General features: G+C 38.7%; 20 protein-coding genes and 1 pseudogene. 19 read left to right on the plus strand and 2 right to left on the minus strand.

The genetic code is table 11. From position 1 onward, the window contains the following. Positions 1-240: 240 nt before the first annotated feature. Positions 241-2190 carry a heavy metal translocating P-type ATPase gene (locus LFLEISCH_RS05260; protein WP_007473773.1) on the plus strand — a complete coding sequence of 650 codons (1950 nt, stop codon included), beginning with the start codon at positions 241-243 and terminating at the stop codon, positions 2188-2190. Here LFLEISCH_RS05260 and LFLEISCH_RS16465 read toward each other — a convergent pair. Continuing rightward, a complete protein-coding gene (locus LFLEISCH_RS16465; RefSeq protein ID WP_077907956.1) occupies positions 2095-2451 on the minus strand; it encodes a DUF3955 domain-containing protein in 357 nt (118 codons plus the stop codon). The two genes, LFLEISCH_RS05260 and LFLEISCH_RS16465, sit on opposite strands and share 96 nt — an antisense overlap. Positions 2452-2638: 187 nt before the next feature. Here LFLEISCH_RS16465 and LFLEISCH_RS05265 point away from each other — a divergent pair, with 187 nt between their 5' ends. From LFLEISCH_RS05265 to LFLEISCH_RS05340, 18 genes and pseudogenes are all read left to right on the plus strand, one after another. Further along, the gene (locus tag LFLEISCH_RS05265) at positions 2639-3358 is read left to right on the plus strand and encodes an aminoglycoside 6-adenylyltransferase (RefSeq protein WP_241432875.1); all 720 of its coding nucleotides are present in this window, start codon (positions 2639-2641) and stop codon (positions 3356-3358) included. A gap of 50 nt (positions 3359-3408) precedes the next feature. After that, positions 3409-4143, plus strand: a complete 735-nt coding sequence (locus LFLEISCH_RS05270) for an FAD synthetase family protein (protein WP_007473775.1) — start codon at positions 3409-3411, stop codon at positions 4141-4143. A gap of 68 nt (positions 4144-4211) precedes the next feature. Beyond that, positions 4212-4688 (plus strand): DUF6530 family protein, encoded by a 477-nt coding sequence (locus LFLEISCH_RS05275; protein WP_007473776.1) that lies wholly within the window; start codon positions 4212-4214, stop codon positions 4686-4688. A gap of 10 nt (positions 4689-4698) precedes the next feature. After that, entirely contained in the window at positions 4699-5046 is a 348-nt protein-coding gene (locus tag LFLEISCH_RS05280) for a GIY-YIG nuclease family protein (protein WP_007473777.1), read from the plus strand. Between the two features lie 1129 nt (positions 5047-6175). After that, positions 6176-6865: a Crp/Fnr family transcriptional regulator gene (locus tag LFLEISCH_RS05285; protein ID WP_007473778.1), complete on the plus strand. Its 690-nt coding sequence runs from the start codon at positions 6176-6178 to the stop codon at positions 6863-6865. 146 nt (positions 6866-7011) lie between these two features. Beyond that, entirely contained in the window at positions 7012-11511 is a 4500-nt protein-coding gene (locus tag LFLEISCH_RS05290) for an immunoglobulin-like domain-containing protein (RefSeq protein ID WP_007473779.1), read from the plus strand. Positions 11512-11595: 84 nt separating this feature from the next. Then, a complete protein-coding gene (locus LFLEISCH_RS05295) occupies positions 11596-12093 on the plus strand; it encodes a DUF4352 domain-containing protein (RefSeq protein ID WP_007473780.1) in 498 nt (165 codons plus the stop codon). Between the two features lie 20 nt (positions 12094-12113). Further along, positions 12114-13437 (plus strand): annotated as a pseudogene (locus LFLEISCH_RS05300) (nucleotide sugar dehydrogenase). After that, positions 13422-13703: a YveK family protein gene (locus LFLEISCH_RS15835; RefSeq protein WP_241432876.1), complete on the plus strand. Its 282-nt coding sequence runs from the start codon at positions 13422-13424 to the stop codon at positions 13701-13703. Before LFLEISCH_RS05300 ends, LFLEISCH_RS15835 begins: the two are co-directional and overlap by 16 nt. A 32-nt stretch (positions 13704-13735) precedes the next feature. Beyond that, positions 13736-14143 carry a YveK family protein gene (locus LFLEISCH_RS15840; RefSeq protein WP_241432877.1) on the plus strand — a complete coding sequence of 136 codons (408 nt, stop codon included), beginning with the start codon at positions 13736-13738 and terminating at the stop codon, positions 14141-14143. A 7-nt stretch (positions 14144-14150) separates the two neighbouring features. After that, positions 14151-14825, plus strand: a complete 675-nt coding sequence (locus LFLEISCH_RS05310) for a CpsD/CapB family tyrosine-protein kinase (RefSeq protein WP_007473782.1) — start codon at positions 14151-14153, stop codon at positions 14823-14825. Positions 14826-14836: 11 nt separating this feature from the next. Next, a complete protein-coding gene (locus tag LFLEISCH_RS05315; protein ID WP_007473783.1) occupies positions 14837-15493 on the plus strand; it encodes a sugar transferase in 657 nt (218 codons plus the stop codon). Between the two features lie 17 nt (positions 15494-15510). Continuing rightward, complete coding sequence (locus LFLEISCH_RS05320; protein ID WP_007473784.1) at positions 15511-16245, plus strand: WecB/TagA/CpsF family glycosyltransferase; 735 nt, start codon at positions 15511-15513, stop codon at positions 16243-16245. A 1-nt stretch (position 16246) separates the two neighbouring features. Further along, a complete protein-coding gene (locus LFLEISCH_RS05325; RefSeq protein WP_007473785.1) occupies positions 16247-16759 on the plus strand; it encodes an acyltransferase in 513 nt (170 codons plus the stop codon). Between the two features lie 7 nt (positions 16760-16766). Continuing rightward, positions 16767-18014, plus strand: coding sequence for an O-antigen ligase family protein (locus tag LFLEISCH_RS05330; RefSeq protein WP_007473786.1), 1248 nt, complete (start codon positions 16767-16769; stop codon positions 18012-18014). After that, positions 18011-18967: a lipopolysaccharide biosynthesis protein gene (locus LFLEISCH_RS05335; RefSeq protein ID WP_241432878.1), complete on the plus strand. Its 957-nt coding sequence runs from the start codon at positions 18011-18013 to the stop codon at positions 18965-18967. Before LFLEISCH_RS05330 ends, LFLEISCH_RS05335 begins: the two co-directional genes overlap by 4 nt. Continuing rightward, entirely contained in the window at positions 18951-19448 is a 498-nt protein-coding gene (locus tag LFLEISCH_RS15845; protein WP_241432879.1) for a lipopolysaccharide biosynthesis protein, read from the plus strand. The genes LFLEISCH_RS05335 and LFLEISCH_RS15845 overlap by 17 nt, the downstream gene beginning before the upstream one ends. After that, entirely contained in the window at positions 19445-20518 is a 1074-nt protein-coding gene (locus LFLEISCH_RS05340) for a glycosyltransferase (protein ID WP_007473787.1), read from the plus strand. Before LFLEISCH_RS15845 ends, LFLEISCH_RS05340 begins: the two co-directional genes overlap by 4 nt. A gap of 454 nt (positions 20519-20972) precedes the next feature. On the opposite strand, the gene LFLEISCH_RS15610 is transcribed toward LFLEISCH_RS05340, so the two are convergent. After that, entirely contained in the window at positions 20973-21884 is a 912-nt protein-coding gene (locus tag LFLEISCH_RS15610) for a MucBP domain-containing protein (RefSeq protein ID WP_420912437.1), read from the minus strand. Positions 21885-21906: the final 22 nt, after the last annotated feature.

The following is a 21906-nucleotide window of genomic DNA, read 5'->3' on the forward strand; positions in this document are numbered from 1 at the left end:
ATAGCACTAGATTGTTTTTGAGGGCAGTAGTTTGTGCAAAATGTTCGTGATACTGACTATCATTCTCAATTAGCGTATAAAATTATCAATTGCATTGAATATGAACTATAAATATGGTAAAATATAGTTGAATTAAATAATAATAATTTTAAAGTAAATCTGTTTCTCACGATAGTGGGAGCAGATTTTCGTGTTTTTAAGGGTAACGAAAATGATTCTCAAGTAGAAAGGATGAGTCAAATGCAAAAAATACGTGAAAATGGAGCTCTAATTGCGACTATTGTAAGTGGCGTACTCATACTGCTTGGTTGGCAACTGGATGGGAAAATATCGGGCGTAAGCAGTGCCATTATTTTCATCACAGCATTTATAATAGGAGGCTTCGATCAGGCAAAATCAGGCATTAAAGACACACTGAAGACGCATAAATTAAACGTTGAGTTGCTAATGGTATTAGCTGCAACAGGCGCTTCCATCATCGGATACTGGTTTGAAGGGGCCATTTTAATTTTTATTTTTTCACTAAGCGGCTCTCTCGAAACCTATACAACCAATAAAAGCAGACGTGAAATCACGAAATTAATGGCACTGAAACCTGAAACAGCCTTTTTACAAGGGGAAAAAGGAGAGTTAACAGAAGTCTCCGTAAGCGACCTCAGAATCGGCGATCTCATTTTAGTGCGCCCAGGTGAAAGTGTTCCCATTGATGGCCAAATTAAAAATGGTATAACCACGATTAATGAGGCAACCATTAACGGAGAATCCATGCCAAAAGAAAAGAAGCAAGGCGAAGATGTATTTGGTGGAACCGTCAATTTAACTGGCGCTATTACAGCATCCGTAAGTAAAAAGGAAGAAGATACAGTGTTTAGCCAAATCATTCGCATGGTACAAGAAGCCGAAAATAAACCTTCTGAAACAGCTGCGTTTATCGAGCGCTTTGAAGACAAGTATGTAAAAGCCGTTCTAATCCTAGTAGCCATCATGCTTTTCCTTCCTCATTTTGCCTTAGGTTGGACATGGATGGAGACCTTTTACCGGGCAATGGTGCTTTTAACTGTTGCCTCGCCGTGTGCTCTGGTCGCGTCCGTCACGCCCGCCACACTTGCTGCTATTTCAAACGGAGCAAGGCACGGTATTTTGTTTAAAGGGGGAATCCACCTTGAACATCTAAAAGCCGTCCATGCAGTGGCATTTGATAAAACTGGAACGCTAACAAAAGGGACGCCAGCTGTGACAGATTTTATTTTGCCAGATGAGAAAGAAGCCGAAGACATTCAAAATGTCGTTTATACGCTCGAAAAAAATTCCACACATCCGCTAGCAAAAGCGATTTCAGATGCCCTTGACCTTCGTTCTGCGACATACTTACCTGAACTTGTGACCGAAGATGTACCTGGTTTTGGCGTGCAAACAAATTACAATGGTCATGTTTTTAAAGTAGGAAAGCCCGATTTTATAGGCGCAGAAAATACAACTTCATTCCAAGATGAATACGCCGAAGATTTAGCCAAAGAGGGGAAAACGATTGTGTATGTATCGAAAGATGACCGGGTTGTCGCTCTCCTTGGTTTAATCGATCTTGAACGTGAGGAAGCTAGGACAACGATTTCAGCCCTCCAGTCGAGTGGTTTAAAAACGATTATGGTGACAGGTGATAATGAAGCGACAGCACTTGCTATTGGGGAGAAAATTGGAATTGATTATGTTATAGCGGGTTGTTTACCTGAAAATAAGGTGGCAGTGATGGAAGATTTAAATACTGTGTATGGAAGCGTATGTATGGTAGGCGACGGCATTAATGATGCCCCGGCACTTGCCCATGCAACGGTCGGAGTCGCAATGGGTGAGGGCACAGATATTGCTATGGAAGCGGCGGATATTGTGTTAATGAAAAATGATTTAGAAAAGCTTGCTTATGCAAGGAAACTATCTGTCAGACTTTCTCGTGTTGTCAAACAAAATATCGTTTTCTCCATTGCGGTGATTTGTTGTCTAGTTCTACTCAATGTTTTTCAAACGATAAACTTACCATTTGGCGTTATCGGACATGAAGGAAGTACGATTTTAGTTATCTTAAATGGTTTACGTCTACTAATTCCAAATCGTAAATGGATGAAACAGGGGCAGAGTAGAAGTAATAAAAAGACACGGAAACCTCAAATTTATGCTATAAAAGAAGTGCTCTAAAAAGCCAAAAAAACCTTCTAATTGGAAGAAGGTTTTTTGGTCATTTTTTTTATCCATTTGACGAGCAAGTAGACGATTGTTAAAAAAAATGCCTGCATAAATGAAAAGCAGTCCGACTGGAACGAAAATAAATCCAGGTTCTTGTACAATACCGTTTGCATCAATAGTTGTACCGACAATAAGGGAAACGACAAATGAAATCAGCCCTAGAGCGATACAGATTAGTCCGCTATATTTAAATAAAGTATTCATTATATTCATCCTTTCATTAAAAGAAGATAGTTGTAAAAGTAAAGAGGCCTGTTTATAGTGATAGTATACCGTATAAAAAAACGAAAAGCAATATATTTTTATCGAAAAACGATAAACGAGGTGTAGATATGTTGAATCTAAGCCAACAATTACAAAAATAATTCAGTATTTTGACAGTCATAAAAATGTTTCGTTAGTGGTTCAAGAAGGATCGTTTGCCAAACAGCAGTATATGGATAAATATTCGGATTTAGACTTAAATGTTTGGTTTTCTAAAGAAATGGACTTTACAAACGATCTTACCTGGTTGAGCGAACTAGGAGAGGTGCTTGTTGCAGTGCCGCTTGATTTTCCGGTTCAAGATGGTATGCGCTCGCTAATTGTTATTTTTGAAAACGGCGTAAAAGTGGATTTTTCTTTCTGGCCAATTGAATTTTTAGAGCAGCCATTTCCTTATTATGATGCGTATTTGATTTTGCTGGATAAGGCGAATTTAAGCGAGAAACTTGTTCCTTTTTTAAAAAAGAGCGAAGTGACACAAATGGATGAAAAAGCATTTCAAACGCTTGTGGATGAATTTTATTTGGAGATGCATTATGTGGCAAAATTTCAAAAAAGAGGCGAATTTTGGTTTGTTGCGGCATTAAAAGCGGGCATTCGAGAAAATTATTTTTTGCCACTCTTAGAACAAATCGCGATTTTAGAGGGAAAGTCGCCATCTTTTTTAGGCCGTCACATGAATGACTGGCTATCCCCCTTTTGGCTAAACAAAATTCAGCTTTTATTTAAAGAAAATGATTCTAAAGAGGTTTTCGCTTTATTTTCCGAACTATACCAAGAAATCGCTAGAAAAATGGATTTTCAGTTTGACCAAAAACGGCTTAAAAAGCTTGAAAATTTAATTCTAGGCTTATAATTTGTACTTTTTTTATTTGCCGTATACAGTTAGTGGGGGGAGTGAGGGGAATGGAAATTTATCCTGTGAAGCTTGGGCCTGAGCCCGATAAACGGAAAGCCGTTTTGTCTATTGGCAAATTTGATGGTGTACACTTAGGCCATCAGCGAATTCTTAGGGAGGCTAAGCGTATTCAGCAAAGTGATGAGCTGCTATCTGTCATTAGTTTTAGTCCACATCCGCTATGGGCATTAAAAAAGATGCCTGAGTATCGGGAGATGATTACGCCGAAAATGGAAAAAGAACGATGGCTAGCACATTTTGGCGTCGATGTTCTTTTCGAAACCGATTTTACAGCAGAATATGCGGAAACAACACCCGAGATTTTTGTATATGAGCATTTAGCGGAGCTTAATTTATCCCATATCATTGTGGGCGAGGAATTTAATTTTGGAAAAGGTCGGAAATCGGACATTGATTTACTGACCGATTTGTGCGCTCAATCAAAGACAAAGGTCACAGCTGTTCCGGTTAAAAAAGATGGAAAAAATAAAGTGAGTTCGACAGACATCCGCGATATGATTCGGCGTGCAGCATTTCAAGAGGCAGAAAAATGGTTGGGACATGCTTGGTTTGTTTCGGGTGTTGTGGAAGATGGCGTTATGAAAGGTTTAGAAGAGTACTGTTTACCACCTGCTACGAGTTATATGACGGATTTAGGCCTTGTAGAGGTGACAAAGAACCACCAAATTAAAATAAATATACCTAATGGCATGCAAACCATCCGTTTTAAAGAGTCTTATTGATAAGGCTCTTTACTTTTTACTCTTTTAGTAATATACTAATTTAGTAAATTACTAAAAGGAGAATAAATATGATTCCAGTAAATCTTAAACATAAACCAGTTATTGTTGTACCAAACTATGAGGATGTGGACGGAAAACTTGCTTATCAGTCCGATGCAAAAGGTCTGTCACTTGGCCTTGCGCAGTGGAATGATCGCGGGAAAGTTGATATTTCTGCAAAAATATGGCGCCATACGGGTGGGAAATGGTCACGTCAATCAGAAGAAATGCCACTTCATCGTGTGCTAGACTTAGCTATTTTAATTGCTCGTGCAAAAGGACATTTTAACGAGGCATATAAATACGAACATTTTTATGATAAAGAACAAATTGAACTTGACAGAATTGGTTTACAAGGAGATGCTATGACAGTTCAAATTTGTGAAGAAAATCCGTATATTGATGAAGACATTGAATTATTCCAACAAGTTTTACGTGATAATGATGAACTTTTAAGTGAGAGACTACGTATACTGAGCAAACTTTTGAAAGAGTCAGGTTACTAGGAGGGGAATCATGGGACAAAAGAGCGAAGACAGAAAAGCCAAGATTCGTGCATATAAAGAAACGCCTCCCGATGCGGGGGTTTACCGATTTTCAAACGAAGAGACGGGTGTTTTCTTAATTGGCAAAACAATGAATTTAAAAGGTGCTGCTTCTAAATTGGAATTTGGCATGAAGTTAGGCGAAGGCAGTATGCTTCCCCGGTATATGGCGGATGAGGCAAGAAAATCAGGTGTCGATAAAATTACTTTTGAAGTTTTAGAGCGTGTGGAAGTAAAACCTGAGATGACACGTGCGGACATTGAAGAAGAATGTGATGTGCTTTTTGAGATTTGGGAAGAAAAACTTGAGTCTAAATAAAATGTATAGGCATAGAGACGATAGACAAAGTAGTAAATTCTTTGTCTATCGTTTTTACTGAATGTAACAATAAAAGTAGTGTCATCCAAATATCAACATCAAGTGTGAGGTAAATTGGTCGCCATTTCAATGGGTGAACTTATACCTAGTGATTATTTAATGAAAAAAGTAAATGAGATGTAGGATCCGGGTTTATTTATCCGTTAGTCGAACATAGCTATTCTCATACAAGTCAGCCCAATATGTCCCTGTTATTCTTGTAAAAGTAGTACTAATTCAATTGTAACAGTCTACTGTATTAGTATGAATCTAGAAAAACGGTAAAAAGTTTGACAATCTGAGATTAGCAATTAGATAGAACTATCCATTTTTTGTAGTGTGTAATTAATAAATTGGGACATAAAATATATATTACTTAATAAAAAATAATAGTATAGACTTGTAAACAATGAATTTTGTTACTTTGTCTACAGTTTAAAACGCCCTTTCTTATATTGGAAAAGGTGTTTTTCTTCATTCTTTTACACAACTATCATGTTTAAATTCTTTTAAGGTTCACAAAATGTACATAAATGAGCAAGCAAAGAAAAAATGAGTAAAAAACATATTAAATTTTAATCTTTTGCGATTAAAATATGCTATGTAATCATAAATGAAACCCCTATAACTTATGAAATCAGAACAGATATCGTTCCTATTATTATAGTGAAAAATGGAAATAAAGGGCATTAATTCTCTTTATAGGAGTGGTTTATGTGGTTTATCTGGGAAGTCACAAAATGGACAAAAAAATAAGGAAGTAAATTAATAAAAATATCTTTTTTTAAAATTTGAAACTGCTATGATATTAAATGTACAAAAGTTAATGAATATTTCAATAGAAAGAGGAGAACTATAAGGTGGATAAAACAAAAAGATGGAATTTTCACATCTATATTTAAGGCTTAAAGAGGCGTCACAAATTATACAAGAAAAATAGATGGAAAGTAATAAAAATGGCTTTTTTAAAAATTTCAACCTGATATGATAATAATGAATTCAGGGACTAGTTGCTAGCATAAAGAAGAGCAATTATAAAATATTAGGTTGAAAAGTCAAAAAAAACATTCAACTTGAAAGGGCGATTTAAATGGTTTCTGAGATAAAAGAACTGTATTCAAATGAAAATGTGGAAAAAAGTTTTAGCCAAGAAAATTTAATTAAAATGCTTATCCATTCTCCTCGAGTAAAAAATGAATATCGGAAAATAAAGAAAAAGCAAACTATAGTTCCAGTAAAAAATAATGAAATTTATTTTCTTACATCTGGCTTAATTGTGTCCCAATATGAAGATCAGCCTATTAATTTAAAAAGTGCCAATCAGTTTATTGGACTAGATACCATCATTTTACAAGAAGATCAGATGTATAATCATCAAGCGCTTGTAGATAGTGAAGTCATCGTCTTTGAAACAAAAGAAGTATTGATGGAACTATTTAGCCAACAAGAAGGCTGGTTATTTTTAACACTTGAAATGCAAAAGCAAATAAAACTACTAACCGACAAATATCTAATTATGCAGAAGAATAGTTTTGCTCGGCTCACGACTACCTTTTTTGAACTGGCACTAAGGTTCGGTGTGAAGCAAAAAGATGCTTATATATTGCCTAAATATTTCAGTAAAAAATTTATCGCAGACTATTCAGGTTTAAGCCCAAGTTCAGTTAAAAAAATTGAAGTTTTGTTACGAGAAGACGGTATCATTAAATTTATTGACAAGAGGTATGTTGTTTTTTTAGAAAAGTCAAGATATTATCCTGAAATGCCGGACAAGTATTAGTTTCTTTTTAAAGGAAAGGCGGTTATCTGCTATGGGAAAGTTTACCATATTGATTGATTCAAGCTAAATACTTTGAAGTCAGTCATTGAAAGGGAAATAGTTGCGCAACTATCCTATTATTTTAAATTAGAGGAGGACATTTATTAATGTCAACAAAGAAAAATTTTATTAAAAAAAGTGGAACAATTGCTTTAGCAACAGCATTAGTTGGTAGTAGTTTAATTACTGCTTTACCCGTTAATGTATTTGCGAGCGAAGCATTAAAAATCACGGCTTTAACAGCGACTCCTGCAAATGCAACAGAAGTAGCTACCTTCGACCAATTGAAAGCAGCGTTGCTAGACACCAGTATTACCGATATTAAATTGACTGCGGATATTAAAGTGACATCAAGTTTCAACTTCACAACTCAGAAAAACCTTTATGGTGAGGGCCATACAATTGATATGGCGAATAACAAGATTGGGATTTCTAAAGCGAATTTAGTAAACCGAGTTGAAAATGTCAACATTACGAATCAAAATATTTATCCGCTTTTCTGGTCTGAAACTTCTGGTGTTGTTGTAACGTATAAAGATGTAAGCTCTTCAGGTAACCAATTTGTTTATAACAATGCAGGTACAACTATTTTAGAAGGTAAAATTACTGCAAATGTTCTGGCTGAGGAAGTTTATCAAGGTAAAGATATTCAAATTAAAAGCGGTGCGGATGTAAACTTTACTTCTCAAACTGGCTGCCCAGCATTCCGTGTATCTGGCAGTGTGACCCAAGAAGCAGATTCTAAAGTGAAGGTTGTTTCTAAAGACTATGTCATTTACGCAGGAAGCAGCAACGTTCAAATTAATATTGCTGGGGATATGGATATTACATCTCAAACACAGCAAGCCATTTATACAGCTGGATCAGGTGGGAACATGGTTATTCAATCGGGTGCTAAATTTAAAGCATCAGCGGGAGATAAAATTGAAGAAGGAATTTCCATTACAAGCGGTAACTTAACAGTTAAAAGTGGTGCTGACTTTAATGTAACTTCAGCGGGTGTGCAGGGAACAGTTCAAACTGGCGGAAAATTAATTTTTGAAGATGGTTCGAACTTTGCAATTACAAATACTAACCCGGTTGGTTCTGTTTTTGCTAACTATGCAGGTAGCTCCACAAATATCAACATTAATTCAGATAAAGGATTGTCAACATGGGATTATGGTCAAATTAACACAGATTTACCAACTCATAATTACAATGACTTTAAAACAGCAACGTTTGATTTATCTGGATGGGATAAAGGAAATCTTAGTCAAAAGAATTTAACTTCCAATAGCTCGCAATTTATGTCGCAGTTTGTAAGTAAAACAACGGCTAAACTATTTGGTGGTAGCTATGCGCTAACAAGTATTGCGCAAACAACAATTGATGATTTAACAACAGATTCCACACTAGCAACTGGTAAAGCTGAACCGAATGCTTCTATTGTCATTAAAGATGCAGCAGGAAATACAATTGGCTCTGGAAGAGTTGGTTCTGATGGGTTCTATAGCATCACGATTCCAAAACAAGCAGCTGGAACTAAAGTCACTGCAATGGCAACTTCAAATGGCATTACTTCTGATGCTACTACGACAGTGAAGCAAGCTGCAATTGCTCAAACGACAATCGATGCTTTAACGACAGATTCAACTAAAGCAACAGGAACAGCAGAACCAAATGCTTCTATTGAAATCAAGGCGAATGGTGAAGTAATTGGCTCTGGAAAAGTTGGTGGAGACGGGAAATACAGCATCACGATTGCTCAACAAGATGTAGGAACACGTGTAACGGCAACAGCAACAGTTGGCGACGCTTCTTCTTCTGCAACAACAGCGGTTACTCAAGGTGCGATTGCACAAACAACTATTGCTGCGTTAACGACTAAATCGACTACGGCTCAAGGAACAGCAGAACCGAATGCGTCTATCACGATTAAAAATGATGCTGGCGATACGCTTGGAACAGGAAAAGTTGGTTCTGACGGCAAATATAGCATTACAATTCCAAAACAAACTGCGGGAACAGTAGTGACTGCAACAGCTTCAGCAAGTGGTAAAACTTCAAGTGCTTCTACAACAGTTTTACGCGGTGAAATCAATCAAACAACCATCAATAAAGTAACGACAGAATCGACATCGGTTTCTGGAACAGCAGAACCAAATGCCACTATCGTCATTAAAGATGATAATAATAATCAGCTTGCAACAGGACGTGTTGGCTCTGATGGCATTTACAGCTTGACCATTGCTAAACAAGCAGAAGGAACAGTTGTTATTGCAACGGCTTCAGCAGACGGATTCACATCTGATGCTTCAACTATTGTAGTCCGTGACGGAATTGATCAAACAACTATTAATTCATTAACAACAGATTCTACGAGTGTTTCTGGAACAGCAGAACCTAACTCGACAGTTGTTGTGAAAGACCAAGACGGTAAACAACTTGCAACAGGCCGAGTAGGCTCTGACGGTATTTACAGCCTAACTATTCCGAAACAAGCAGAAGGAACTGTTGTAACCGCAACAGCAACATTAAACGGTAAAACTTCAAGTGCATCCACAACGGTTAAACGTGATGGCATTGCACCAACAACACTAGATACACTGACAGCAGATTCTACTACTGCAACAGGAACAGCAGAACCAAATGCGACGATTGTGATTAAAAATGCAGCTGGTGACACACTTGGAACAGGTAAAGTAGGTTCTGACGGTAAATACAGCATTACGATTCCAAAACAGGCATCCGGAACTGTCGTGACTGCAACAGCAACAGCAGACGGTAAAACTTCAAGTGCATCGACAACCGTTGCCAAAGGACAAGATATCGCGAAAACGACAATCGATGCCTTAACAACAGATTCTACACTTGCGTCAGGAACAGCAGAACCAAACTCAGATGTAGTGATTAAAGCAGGGTCAACTACACTTGCTTCTGGAAAAGCGGGTTCTGATGGTAAATATAGTTTCACAATTGCAAAACAAGCAGCTGGAACAATCGTAACTGCTACGGCTTCTGCAGACAACCAAACATCAAGTGCATCTACAACAGTGACGAAACAATCATCTGGAACAGTGACAGTCACAGCACCTTATTATGTAGGTTATGATTCGAATGTAAAAGCAACTGTTTCTGGTGATGCAGTGAAAGTATATCTAGAAGTAGATGGAACGAAATATACAACTGTTCCAGTAAGTGGCAGCTTCCAGTATTATGCGAAAGATAAAATTACGAAAACGACTCAAAAAGCTTACCTAGTAGCTCTTGATGCAAATGGTAAAGAATTATCTCGTGCACAAGTGACACTTAAAGATGGTAGCGTTATGCAAGGTACTGTTAGTGCAACACCGTTTATTGTTGGTGCAGATAGCTATGTGAAAGGTGCTTACACAGGAGCCGTGACTAAAGTAGCGATTTCTGTTAACGGGACTGTTTACCCAGCAGTAGCTGTTTCCGGTCAAGGCGCACTTCAATACTACGCGAAAGATAAAATCACTAAAACATCAGATGTTGTGAAACTAATCGGTTACAACTCTGAAGGTACAGCAATTTCTACAGTTCCAGTTGTTTTAAATGGACCAGACAGCTTAGTAGGCGCAATTACGCCAAACCCAAGCAATTTCGTTATTTCTAACGATTCTTATGTAAAAGGAACTTATACAGGTAATGTGAAATATGTTTCTCTTGTTGTGAATGGAGTTGAAAGTGCGAAAGTGGGTGTAGTAGACGGAACAACTTGGCAGTACTATGCAAAAGGTAAAATTACGAGCCCAACAGATGATGTTTCTGTTAAAGCTTACAATTCGGCGGGCACATTAGTAGATACGAAGTCAATGACGGTTTCTCAAAACCCTGTGGGTCAAAGCACAGTGGCACCGGCAGACTTCACGCTTAAATCTGATTCCTACGTAAAAGGAACATATACAGGAAGTGTGAAATATGTAGCATTGAAAGTTAATGACACGGTTTATAGCAAAGTGGCGGTAGTAGATGCGACAAACTTCCAATATTATGCGAAAGATAAAATCAATTCAACAACGGATGATGTTTCTGTAATTGGTTATGACTCTACTGGCACGCAAATTGCTTCCAATAAAGTTAATATCAAATCCGGTGAACAATCTACGATGACAGCAAACACGTATAAATTAGGTGATTCAAATGCAACAGGTACGTATACAGGTGCAGTGAAATATGTGGCTGTGAAAATTAATGATACAACGTACAGTAAAGTTCCAGTTAACACAGATGGCACTTACCAATACTACATCAAAGACAAAGTATCTAGTAAAGATGATGTTGTAACTGTACTTGGTTATGATTCAACTGGTGCAGTTGTTGCACAATCAAGCGTAACAATTGACCCAGGTGTAGCACCGACCATGACAGCAAATGATTACACAATAGGAACTGCTAATGTAACAGGTACGTATACCGGTGGTGTAAAATATGTGGCTATTCAAGTAGGGGATACGGTATACAGCAAAGTTCCAGTTAATACAGACGGCACATTCCAGTATTATTCAAAAGATAAAATCTCAGATGCTACTGTCAAAGTAACAGTCTTAGGCTATGATGCAACTGGTAAAGTTGCTGTTCAAGCAGATGTAACAGTTAAATAAATTTAATATTGAAATGTGGTGGCTAAATCAGATGAGGCTTAGTCACCGCATTCTTTTAAAAAATTCGAAGGAGTATAACACTTTATGAAAAAAGCAATTCTGATTGCAATGTCTGGCGTTTGCGCGCTATCTCTTGTGGCTTGTTCCGATCAAGGGTCGAAGGAAATGAAAACGGATAGTCCGAGACAAGGAGAAAAAGCAGATACAACACAAAAATATCCAACAAAAACGGTTAATAATGTGGAAATGAAAATTGAGAATATCAAGACAACGGAAAATGGTAAGGGCGACAAAAATATTGTCCAGTTTAACCTTACTTTTAAAAATAATAATGATGGAAATTATGGTGTAGGCGGTAACGACTTCATTCTAAAATCGGGAGATAAGACGTATATGGTGAAGGCTGACGCGAACAATATCGGCACGGAAATAGGTGCAGGTAAAACAGTGAAGGGCAGCGTAAACTTTGAAATACCAAAAGACGTTCAAAAAGGCGAGTTTTCCTACAAACCTGTTGCAGTTGGGAAGCAAAAATCGGAAGTGTTAGCAACCTGGAACGTTACGATTCCTGAAGCGAAGTAAATTTGAAGGAGATGCTTTTTTTGAAAATTACAGTCATTGGGTTAGGTTATATTGGCCTTCCCACCGCAATAATGTTTGCCAACCACGGCCAGCAGGTCATCGGGATAGATGTGAAAAAAAATGTGATTGAAATGTTGAACGAAGGAAAACTTCATATCGAAGAGCCTGGGCTTAAAGAAGAACTTCACCGCGCCATTTCTTCTGGCAATTTTACAGCGCAATTTGAGATGGAAGAATCTGATGCTTTTATCATCTCTGTACCAACCCCCAATTTGCCTGACGCGTATCGGTCTTGTGACTTAACGTATGTTAAAGATGCTGTTCAGAAAATTATCCCATTTTTAAAAAGAGGGAATGTCGTGATTTTAGAATCTACTATCGCGCCGCGAACAACCGAAGATGTGGTGAAGCCGCTCCTTGAAAATGCGGGCTTTATAATCGGAGAAGATCTGTTTTTAGTACATTGTCCAGAACGCGTTTTGCCGGGAAAAATTATTCATGAATTGGTGCATAATAACCGTATCATTGGCGGAGTTACGCCAAATTGTGTCGAAGCCGGGAAACGGGTTTATGGTGTGTTTGTGAAAGGCGAACTTATTGAGGCGAGTGCTGGTGCAGCTGAACTTTCGAAACTCATGGAAAATACGTACCGAGATGTGAATATTGCACTTTCAAATGAGCTTTCCAAAATTGGTGACGCTCTTCATATTAACGCGCTTGAAGTGATTGAAATGGCCAATAAACATCCACGTGTGAATCTTCATTCGCCAGGACCCGGTGTCGGAGGTCATTGTCTGGCTGTTGATCCTTACTTTATCGTTTCGGCTGCGCCGGAACAAACGCCGCTTATTCAACAGGCACGCGTAATTAACAACTCGATGCCAAACTTTATTTTAGACAAAATTAATGGATTCATGAAGAAAATTAACGGCAAGAAAATTACTATTTGCGGGGTGACCTACAAAGGAGATGTGGACGATATCCGTGAGAGCCCGGCACTTCAGATTGTTCAGCTTTTGGATGAACAAACGGATTTTGCGTTATCGATTTTTGACCCACATGTGAAGAAACCATGGATAGAGACCGATTTTGAAGCGGCTGTTCATTCTGCCGATTTACTAGTCATTCTTTCCGACCACAGTGAATTTAAATGGATTACCGAAGAAAATCTAAACAGTATGAACCAAAAAAAATATTTTTGATACAAAAGGAATCATCCAGATAAAACGAAATCAAGAAGTAAATATATTTGACATGGGAAGCTTATATCAAATGAAAAAGAAAAATTCATTAGCACCACTATCTGCTCTTAGCACAGGAGGAAATGAATGGAAGAAACAATGAATGTGAAACGTTTGTGGGGACTTCTCAAAAAGAATAAATGGCTGATTTTCATGAGTACATGCGTTTGTGTTTTACTCATGAGCGTTTACTTGTACGCATTTTCTGTGCCAACGTATCAAAGTGAAACGGAAGTTCTGATTAATCAGTCTGTTCCTGAAAATACAGTTGTTCAGTCACAAGATGTGCAAGCAAATTTACAGCTTGTGAATACGTATACGTCAATTATTACTAGCCCCGAATTTTATCAGCAGTTTCAGCAATATTAGATGATAAATATTCAATAAAAGAACTTAGCAATATGATTAATGTTAGTAACGCCTCAGATTCACAAGTGATTCGCATTCAAGTCCAAAGTAAGAATCCGAATGATGCTGTGAAAATAGCGAATGAGACAGTCCGTGTCTTTAAAAAAGAAATTCCGAAAATAATGAAAATTGACAATATATCTGTTTTATCACCCGCATTTTATGATTCAGCCATGTCACCTGTGAAGCCGCATCAGTCACTCATGCTAGTTGTATCTGGTCTGTTTGGATTAGTAATCGGGATTATTATCATGTTTGTTCGTGATTTATTTGACCGGTCCATTAAATCCAAAGAAGATGTGGAGGCAATATTAAACCTCCCAGTACTCTCAATGATTAGTGAAATTAAAGAGGCCGACATACAGAAATTTAAAAACAAGCGGAGAAAACGGAAAGGATAAGTGCAACATGTTGAAATTAAGTGAACGAAAACTCATTGCCTACGCCAATCCCAGCTCGCCTATAGCGGAGCAATTTAAAACACTCCGAGCAGGGATCCATTTTTCCTCAGTCGATCATAAATACAAAACCATTTTAATTACCTCTACAGAACCAGAAAGTGGCAAATCCACGGTATCTGCTAACTTGGCTGTTGTCTACGCGCAACATGGTCAAAAAACGCTCCTAATTGACGCGGATATGCGAAAACCTACAGGTCATCTCACATTCGGAATTCGAAGCAACATAGGGCTTTCCAATTTATTAGCAAGTTCGGACTTAGCGGCGGCAGAGGTGTGTAGTCAAACAGCCATTGAAAATTTGGATATTTTAACGAGCGGAACATTGCCACCAAATCCAAATGAACTGCTTGCTTCAAAGAAAATGGGGCAAATATTGGAAGAATTGGCCAGTTGCTATGACCAAATTATTATTGATACCCCGCCTATTTTAGCCTCATCCGATGCACTTGTTTTAACCTCTTATGTGAATGGCGTAATTTTAGTTTTGAGGAGTGATAAGACGCTTAAGGATCGTGCAAAAATTGCGGTGGAACAGCTTCGGAACACACATGTGCACATTATCGGCACGGTTTTAAATTGTGTAAAAAATGATTCAGACAATTATTACTACTATTATCAGTGAAAGGAATCGTTATGGAAACTATCAAAACGGTGGCGAAGAAAGCCACTACAAAGCAGAACTCCCCTTTTTATCCAGTAGTAAAAAGAAGTATGGATGTCGCAGGCGCGGGATTAGGTTTGTTTTTCCTAGCACCGTTCCTGCTTGTCTTAATACTGGTCTTGAAAATTTCTAATCTTCGTGCACCGGTTTTCTTCAAACAGGAACGAATCGGAAAAAACGGCAGTAAATTTATGATGTATAAATTTCGGACGATGATTCCGAATGCAGAAGAAAAATTAGCGGAATTGCTCCAATATAATGAGGTTGAGGGAGCATTGTTTAAAATGAAACGTGATCCGCGTGTAACGAAAATCGGTCGCTTTTTAAGGAAAACGAGCATTGACGAATTGCCACAGTTAATGAACGTATTGAAAGGTGAAATGTCACTTGTTGGACCAAGGCCTCCGCTCGGGCGCGAGGTGGCACTTTATTCAAAACGCGACTTTGCTCGCCTCACGGTTACGCCCGGATGTACAGGTTTATGGCAAGTCAGTGGCCGAAGTGATGTTAGTTTTGATGAAATGGTCAACTTAGACCTTCATTACATCCGTCATGCGAATTTTGCTTTAGATTGTAAAATTATTTGTAAAACTTTTTGGGTGATTATCGCCCCAAACAGCGCGTATTAAGCTAGAGGAGAGTCGAAATGAAACGCATATTTTTGCTGGGAAGCTACTTAAATCCCCTCAATATGAAGGAAACTTTGGTTAAAATTGAGGACATCATCGAACAGAGAATACCGGTGCAGCATGTTGTCATTAATGCAAGCAAAATCAATTTGATGGCGGAAGACGCTAAACTTGCCGAAATTGTAAATGCGGCGCCACTTATTAATGCAGATGGTCAGTCAATTGTTTGGGCAGGGCGTTTTCTTGGACACGACATTCCAGAACGCGTTGCGGGAATTGATTTATTTGTAAATTTGGTGGAGCAAAGCACTCAAAAAGGCTATCGTGTTTTCTATTTTGGCGCGACGGAAGAAGTCGTTTCAGCGGTTGTTGAAAAACATCAGGCGATGTATCCGAATTTGCAAGTAGCCGGTTACCGAAACGGCTATTTTGAAGAGCATGAGTCTGATGAAATTGCGCTTTCCATCCGAGAATCGAAAGCGGATATTGTGTTTGTGGCTTTCTCCAGCCCGAAAAAAGAATATTGGATTCATGCGCATAAAGAAACAATGAATGTTCCTTTTGTGATGGGGGTTGGCGGCAGTTTTGATGTGGTGGCTGGTGTGACGAAGCGAGCACCAAAATGGATGCAGAAGACGGGACTCGAGTGGTTTTACCGTTTTGTGCAAGAACCACGGCGGATGTTTAAACGCTATTTTGTCGGCAACTTACGTTTCTTAAAAAAAGTCATTCAAGAAAGGCGGTGTAACTAAATTGTTTGCAAAATTTACATTTTCAATCTTGAATCGGCTTCCGATGCCGAATCGATTAGCACCGGGCCGTTTTTTACGGCACTGGAAAAACCAGCTTGCGAAGACGCTTTTTGGCAGCTGTGCGGCAAACAGCAACTTAAGACCCAATCTGAAGCTTCGCCACACGAAAAATATTCATATTGGGAAACGCTCTTCCATAGGGGATGCTGCACGAATTATTGCAACGGCACCCGTTTATATTGGTGATGACGTTTTAATGGCGCCAGAAGTTGTCATTTTAACAGATAATCATTGTGTAAATGGTAAAACGAAAATTTTAGATAGTGGAACCGAAAGAAAACCCGTTCACATTGGAAATGATGTCTGGATTGGTACACGTGTCATCATTTTAGCGGGCGCAGAAATTCCAGATGGCTGTGTAGTCGCAGCTGGCGCCGTTGTTCCCGCAAAAAAATATCCACCTTATAGCGTCATTGGCGGTGTGCCTGCTAAAGTCATTAAACAAGAAAGGTAAGAATGCTGTGCTTAAAGAAACAAAACTTTTTGTTCGTTTATTCGCGATTTTTCCAATCATCGACACCTTAAACGGTTTTGCTTTATCTGCCGGAATCAATTTGCCTATCGGCGTGGCGTACCGCTTATTTTGTATTTTCTTTCTCATCGCCGGTATCTTTAAAAAAGGTTTTCCCAAAAATATCTACACCGTTTTAACAGCCAGTTTTATTTTCTCTGGTATTCTTACGCTTCTCATTCAAACCATTACCTTGCAAAACGGATTCGGAGCATTAGGTAACGACCTGAGTAATATGGTCAAATTTTTCCTATGGGTGCTTATCCCGTACTATATTTACCAGCGCCGCGATGCATTCACAGAAGCTGATTTTAGCCGTTTATTTCTAACCATAAGTGCTCTTTTCACAATATGCCTCCTCGTTCCGTACTTGCTCGGTATCGGCAACCAAACCTACGCTGGTTCAGACGCAGGCTACAAAGCTTTTTTCTTCGCGAATAACGACACCACCATAGGCTTTATTGCAGCCGCTACGTATACAGGTTGGTACTTGTTCCATCAAACGAGTAGCGCAAAACAAGCGAGACGCCTCCTGACAGCATTACTTTACATCGGGAACCTCGTTGGCTTACTCCTACTCGGCACAAAAACGGGTATCATTTACGGCGTCGTACTCACCATCGTTCTACTCATCCGATTTTTCTTTTTTCAAAAACGAGTACCTCTTCTGGTTAAATGGAGCACCGGAAGTGCGGTCATCGCCGTGGCGCTCTTTGCCATTTTCAAAGGGAGAAGTTTCATTTTGGACACCCTTTCCGGCTCGATTCAACGTTTAACCTATTTTTATAATCTTTATAACGGAGATCTCATTCGCTTTATCACAAGTTCTAGAAGCCAGTTTTTAGACTCGGCCTTTCAGTCCTTCACCGGAACTGGCCATTTAGTCAACCAGATATTTGGTTTTGGGTTTAGTCTGCGCGTCGCGAATTGGGGACTTGGCGATTTAGTCGAAATGGACTTTTTTGATGTGTTATTTTCACTTGGATTTATCGGGGTTTTAGTCACATCCGCCGTTTTACTCTACTTTTTCATAAAAGCCTGTCAGAAACGAAGTATTTACAGCGTGATGTTCATTGTCCTCCTATTTTACGGAGCTTTTGCCGGCCATGTGCTTTTTTCAGCGCTGTCCTCGACGTTATTCGGACTTATTTGCGGTGCTTTACTATTAAAAAAAGAAAGTTTGCGTGAACCTAAATGAAAAGCTTAATTACAAGGCTCCTCCAGTTCGGCATCGGCTCAATTGGTGCGGCCATCCTAAATTTACTCACTATTCCAGTTGTCACCTTCTTCATTTCACCGGCTGAGTACGGAAAAACAAGCATGTTTATGCTCGCGCAGACACTCCTCATTTGCGTCATCTATCTTGGATTCGACCAAGCCTTCGCACGCGAATTTTATGAATATACGAACAGGAAAAAGTTGTTTAAAACGTCCATTTTAGTTCCTTTACTATTTTCTACTCTCGTCATTGTCATGATGTGTGCTTTCAAAAAGCCAATCTCACTGTTTCTTTTTGGTAGTGAAAATTATTACGAGGCCGTTTATCTTATCGCCATTTCAACAATTTTCCTCATCTTTGAGCGTTTTATCTTTTTATATATTCGAATGGAAAATAAGGCGCTGGAGTTTTCGATATTCAATATCTTCATTAAATTAAGCATTTTAATCTGTACCATTGTATTTCTTTATTTTCTACCACACACATTTATTACCGTGGTTTACGCTACCATTATCGGCCAGATGATTGGCGACGTTATTTTAATGTTGCGAAATATTTCCCTACTACGAATCAATCCGCTTAAAGCTGATCCGGTTTTAATGCCAAAACTAGCGAAATTTGGACTTCCGGTTGTTATCGCCACGTTTATTTATAGCTTATTTGTGGTTATTGATAAATTGTTTATCCGTTATTATTGCAACTTTGAACAGCTTGGACTATATACGGCGGCGTTTAAAATTGCGAGCGCGCTTTTGATTCTTCAGGTGACGTTTTCTAATTTCTGGGTGCCGACCGCGTATGACTGGTACAAAAAACAAAAACCGATGCGCTATTTCAAATTCGTAAGCGACAGTATAATGTTTTTGATTGCACTCCTATTTTATTTTTCTCCTTTTATTCAAAAGTGTGATTGTGATGATTTTATCGCCTGACTACAGTAATGCGCAGTATATTTTCCCGTTTCTTTGTTTCTATCCGTTGATGATGACTGTTAGTGAGACGACGAATCTTGGCATTGTTTTTCTGAAGCGCAGTTCGCTAAATATTCTCGTTTCGCTCATTTCACTTGCTGTTTCTGTTGGGCTGAATTTTTGGCTTGTTCCTATTTACGGGGCCACGGGGGCTGCCGTTGCGACTGGTTCGGCGTATATTGCTTTCTTTCTTGCACGGACGTATTTTTCGATGCGTATCTGGAAAGGATTTTCTGTGAAGCGACATCTTGTGACAACAGCTGTTTTATTTGCCGCAGCAAGTCTCAACATGATCATTCGTGACACATGGCTTATTTCGATTTTAAATACAATAACACTCATCCTCATCTTGCTCATTTATGTACCGCTCGTTCAGATGAGCCGAAAGTTTGTCAAAACGAAACATCAAAAAAATAGGATTCAGAAAGGAATTCACGCATGAAAATACTTATTATTGCCAACATGTATCCGTCCAAAAAATTTCCGTCATATGGCGTTTTCGTAAAAAATCACGTTCGTCTACTTGAAGAAGCAGGGGTCACCGTTGAAACTATCACGATGACTAAAGAGTTAGCACCAGCCAAAAAACTCATCCGCTACCTCCATTTTTACCTCCAAATTATCTTGACATTATGGTTTAAAAAATATACGACCATTTACATTCACTACGCGTCCCATAGTGCGCTACCCATCTTGTTTGCAAAAGCACTACGCCCCAAACTGAATTTGACCGTCAACTTGCACGGGAGCGATGTGTTCCCGGAAACGTCGTTCCAAGAAAAACTGCAAAAATGGGTGACACGGCTTCTTCGGAAAGCCCGCCATATTGTGGTCCCCTCTGCCTATTTCAAATCCGTTGTCGCCGAGCGCTACACGGTTTCTGCTAGCAAAATTGTAATTTCCCCATCTGGTGGCGTGAACCGCAAACTCTTCACCCGTTTAGAAACACCAAAAGCAGATACTTTTTTTGTTGGTTATGTGGGCCGAATTGATACCGATAAAGGTTGGGACGACGCCTTATATGGCTTTTCTGAATTTAAGCATCAGTCAAACACGGACGCCAAGCTCATTATGGTTGGAAGCGGGAAAGAAGACGCTAAAAAAGAAGCACTCATCCAAAAACTCGGACTCGAACAAGATGTCATTTGCCACAGTCTCCTGCCGCAAGAAAAACTTGTCGCGATTTACAACCAAATGAACGTCTTTGTTTTCCCCAGCCGGAGAAAAGGAGAAAGTTTAGGCCTTGTCGGAATTGAAGCCATGGCCTGCGGCATCCCAGTTATCGGCAGCCAAATTGCCGGCATAAAGGGATACCTTGTGGAAGGTGAAAACGGCTATTTCACTGAAGTCGGAAACCCATACTCTATCGCCGAAAAGTTGCTCGAATTTGCGGTAAGTAGTAAGGAAAATAAAAAGCGATTAAGCGATAATGCCTTTCATTCAGCAGCTCCGTATGACGAAGAATGTGTGAAAAAACAGATGGTTTCTTTTTTACCGCGTATTTCAAGCTGAAAAGCCTTGTTCAGTTTCAAAGGATAGAGATATTTACCACACAAGAAATAAAGTGGAAAAATCTACACTACAAAAGTCTAACTTTTAGGGTAATAATATTTGACCACAAAATGATATTATAGTAGTAAGATAAGGGAATAGAGATGGACTTATGATTAAAACAGGCACTCCTTATCTATACTTTTATGATGAGTGCGCTGTAGCATTAAATTATTATGCCGAAAATGATAAATTATTTGATTTAATTAACAGAAAATCTATGTAATCTTGTGACTATTATTAACTTTATGTTGTTGAATCTGGAAAGAATAACCGTTCACATACCTGTTTGGAAGATAACCATGCTTCCCCTCAATTATGGAATTGAAATTTTAGTCTTGATAAGTTCCTCTACCTAAATGGAAAAGCAAAGTCAAAAAAGGGAGCCTAGATAAAATATCTAGGCTCTTTTTAGCTACTTAACGACTTTTTTCTTTTTAACTAAGAGGATAAAAGCAAGTGATATCGCAAAAAGGCCAATGAAGATGACCCAGAAATGAACTGGCTCTTCTCCTGTTTGCGGTAAAACAGAGCTTGCGGCAGGTTTTTCAGCAGAAACCTTGTTTGTATCAACGATTTCAGGTTTGCTTGGCTTACTATTTACCGCTAAAGCTGCATCCTTTTTTTGATAAATAAAAGTTGTCACAACGGGTTGATTAGAAAAAGTTCCGCTTTGTTTCCCTTCTGCTTTTAAAAAGGTATAATTTGGAATTTCTTTTTGCGTTAGTTGGAATGTATCGCCGAACTGCCCGGTTAAAACGGTATCTTCGGCAATTTGTTTCCCAGATTCATCTTGATATTTTGCTGTAACAGGCGAAACGCTATTTTGAAGGGCAAGAAGAAGCTTATCTGTTGCTGTACTTACTTCGTTTGCTGTATATTTTTTTCCACCGATTAGATTCGCAAGTTCATCGCGTGCTTGTTTTAGTGTAGCGATATTCGTATTTTGTAAAATAGTGTCAGCTTTATCTAGCGCTTGAGCGGCTTTGCTTAAATCTATCCCCATTAGTTCTTGTTCTAAAATCGGGTCGTAAGTTGGACTTATAGCATTTTCGTAAGTAGAACCTAAAACAGCTACGTTTACATCATATAAATTTTTTGCATTTTGAATTTGTGTGTCTGCTGTTTGAAGTGTTTGGGTAGGTATGTTTTTCGCATATTTAATACGATTTAAGTGATGTTTCGCTAAATTTTGCGCGGTTTGAACAGAATAGCCATTGACTTCTAAAATCGAAGTTTTTGTCCATAAAAGGTTAGAAGGTGATATGCTATTTATATCTGGTTCCTCGTATGTTTTCCCGTCTCGGTCGAAGGCATAAAGGAACATGCCGGCTAAATTATTTTCACGC

Source organism: Listeria fleischmannii subsp. fleischmannii LU2006-1 (assembly GCF_000344175.1).
Taxonomy (GTDB): Bacteria; Bacillota; Bacilli; order Lactobacillales; family Listeriaceae; genus Listeria; species Listeria fleischmannii.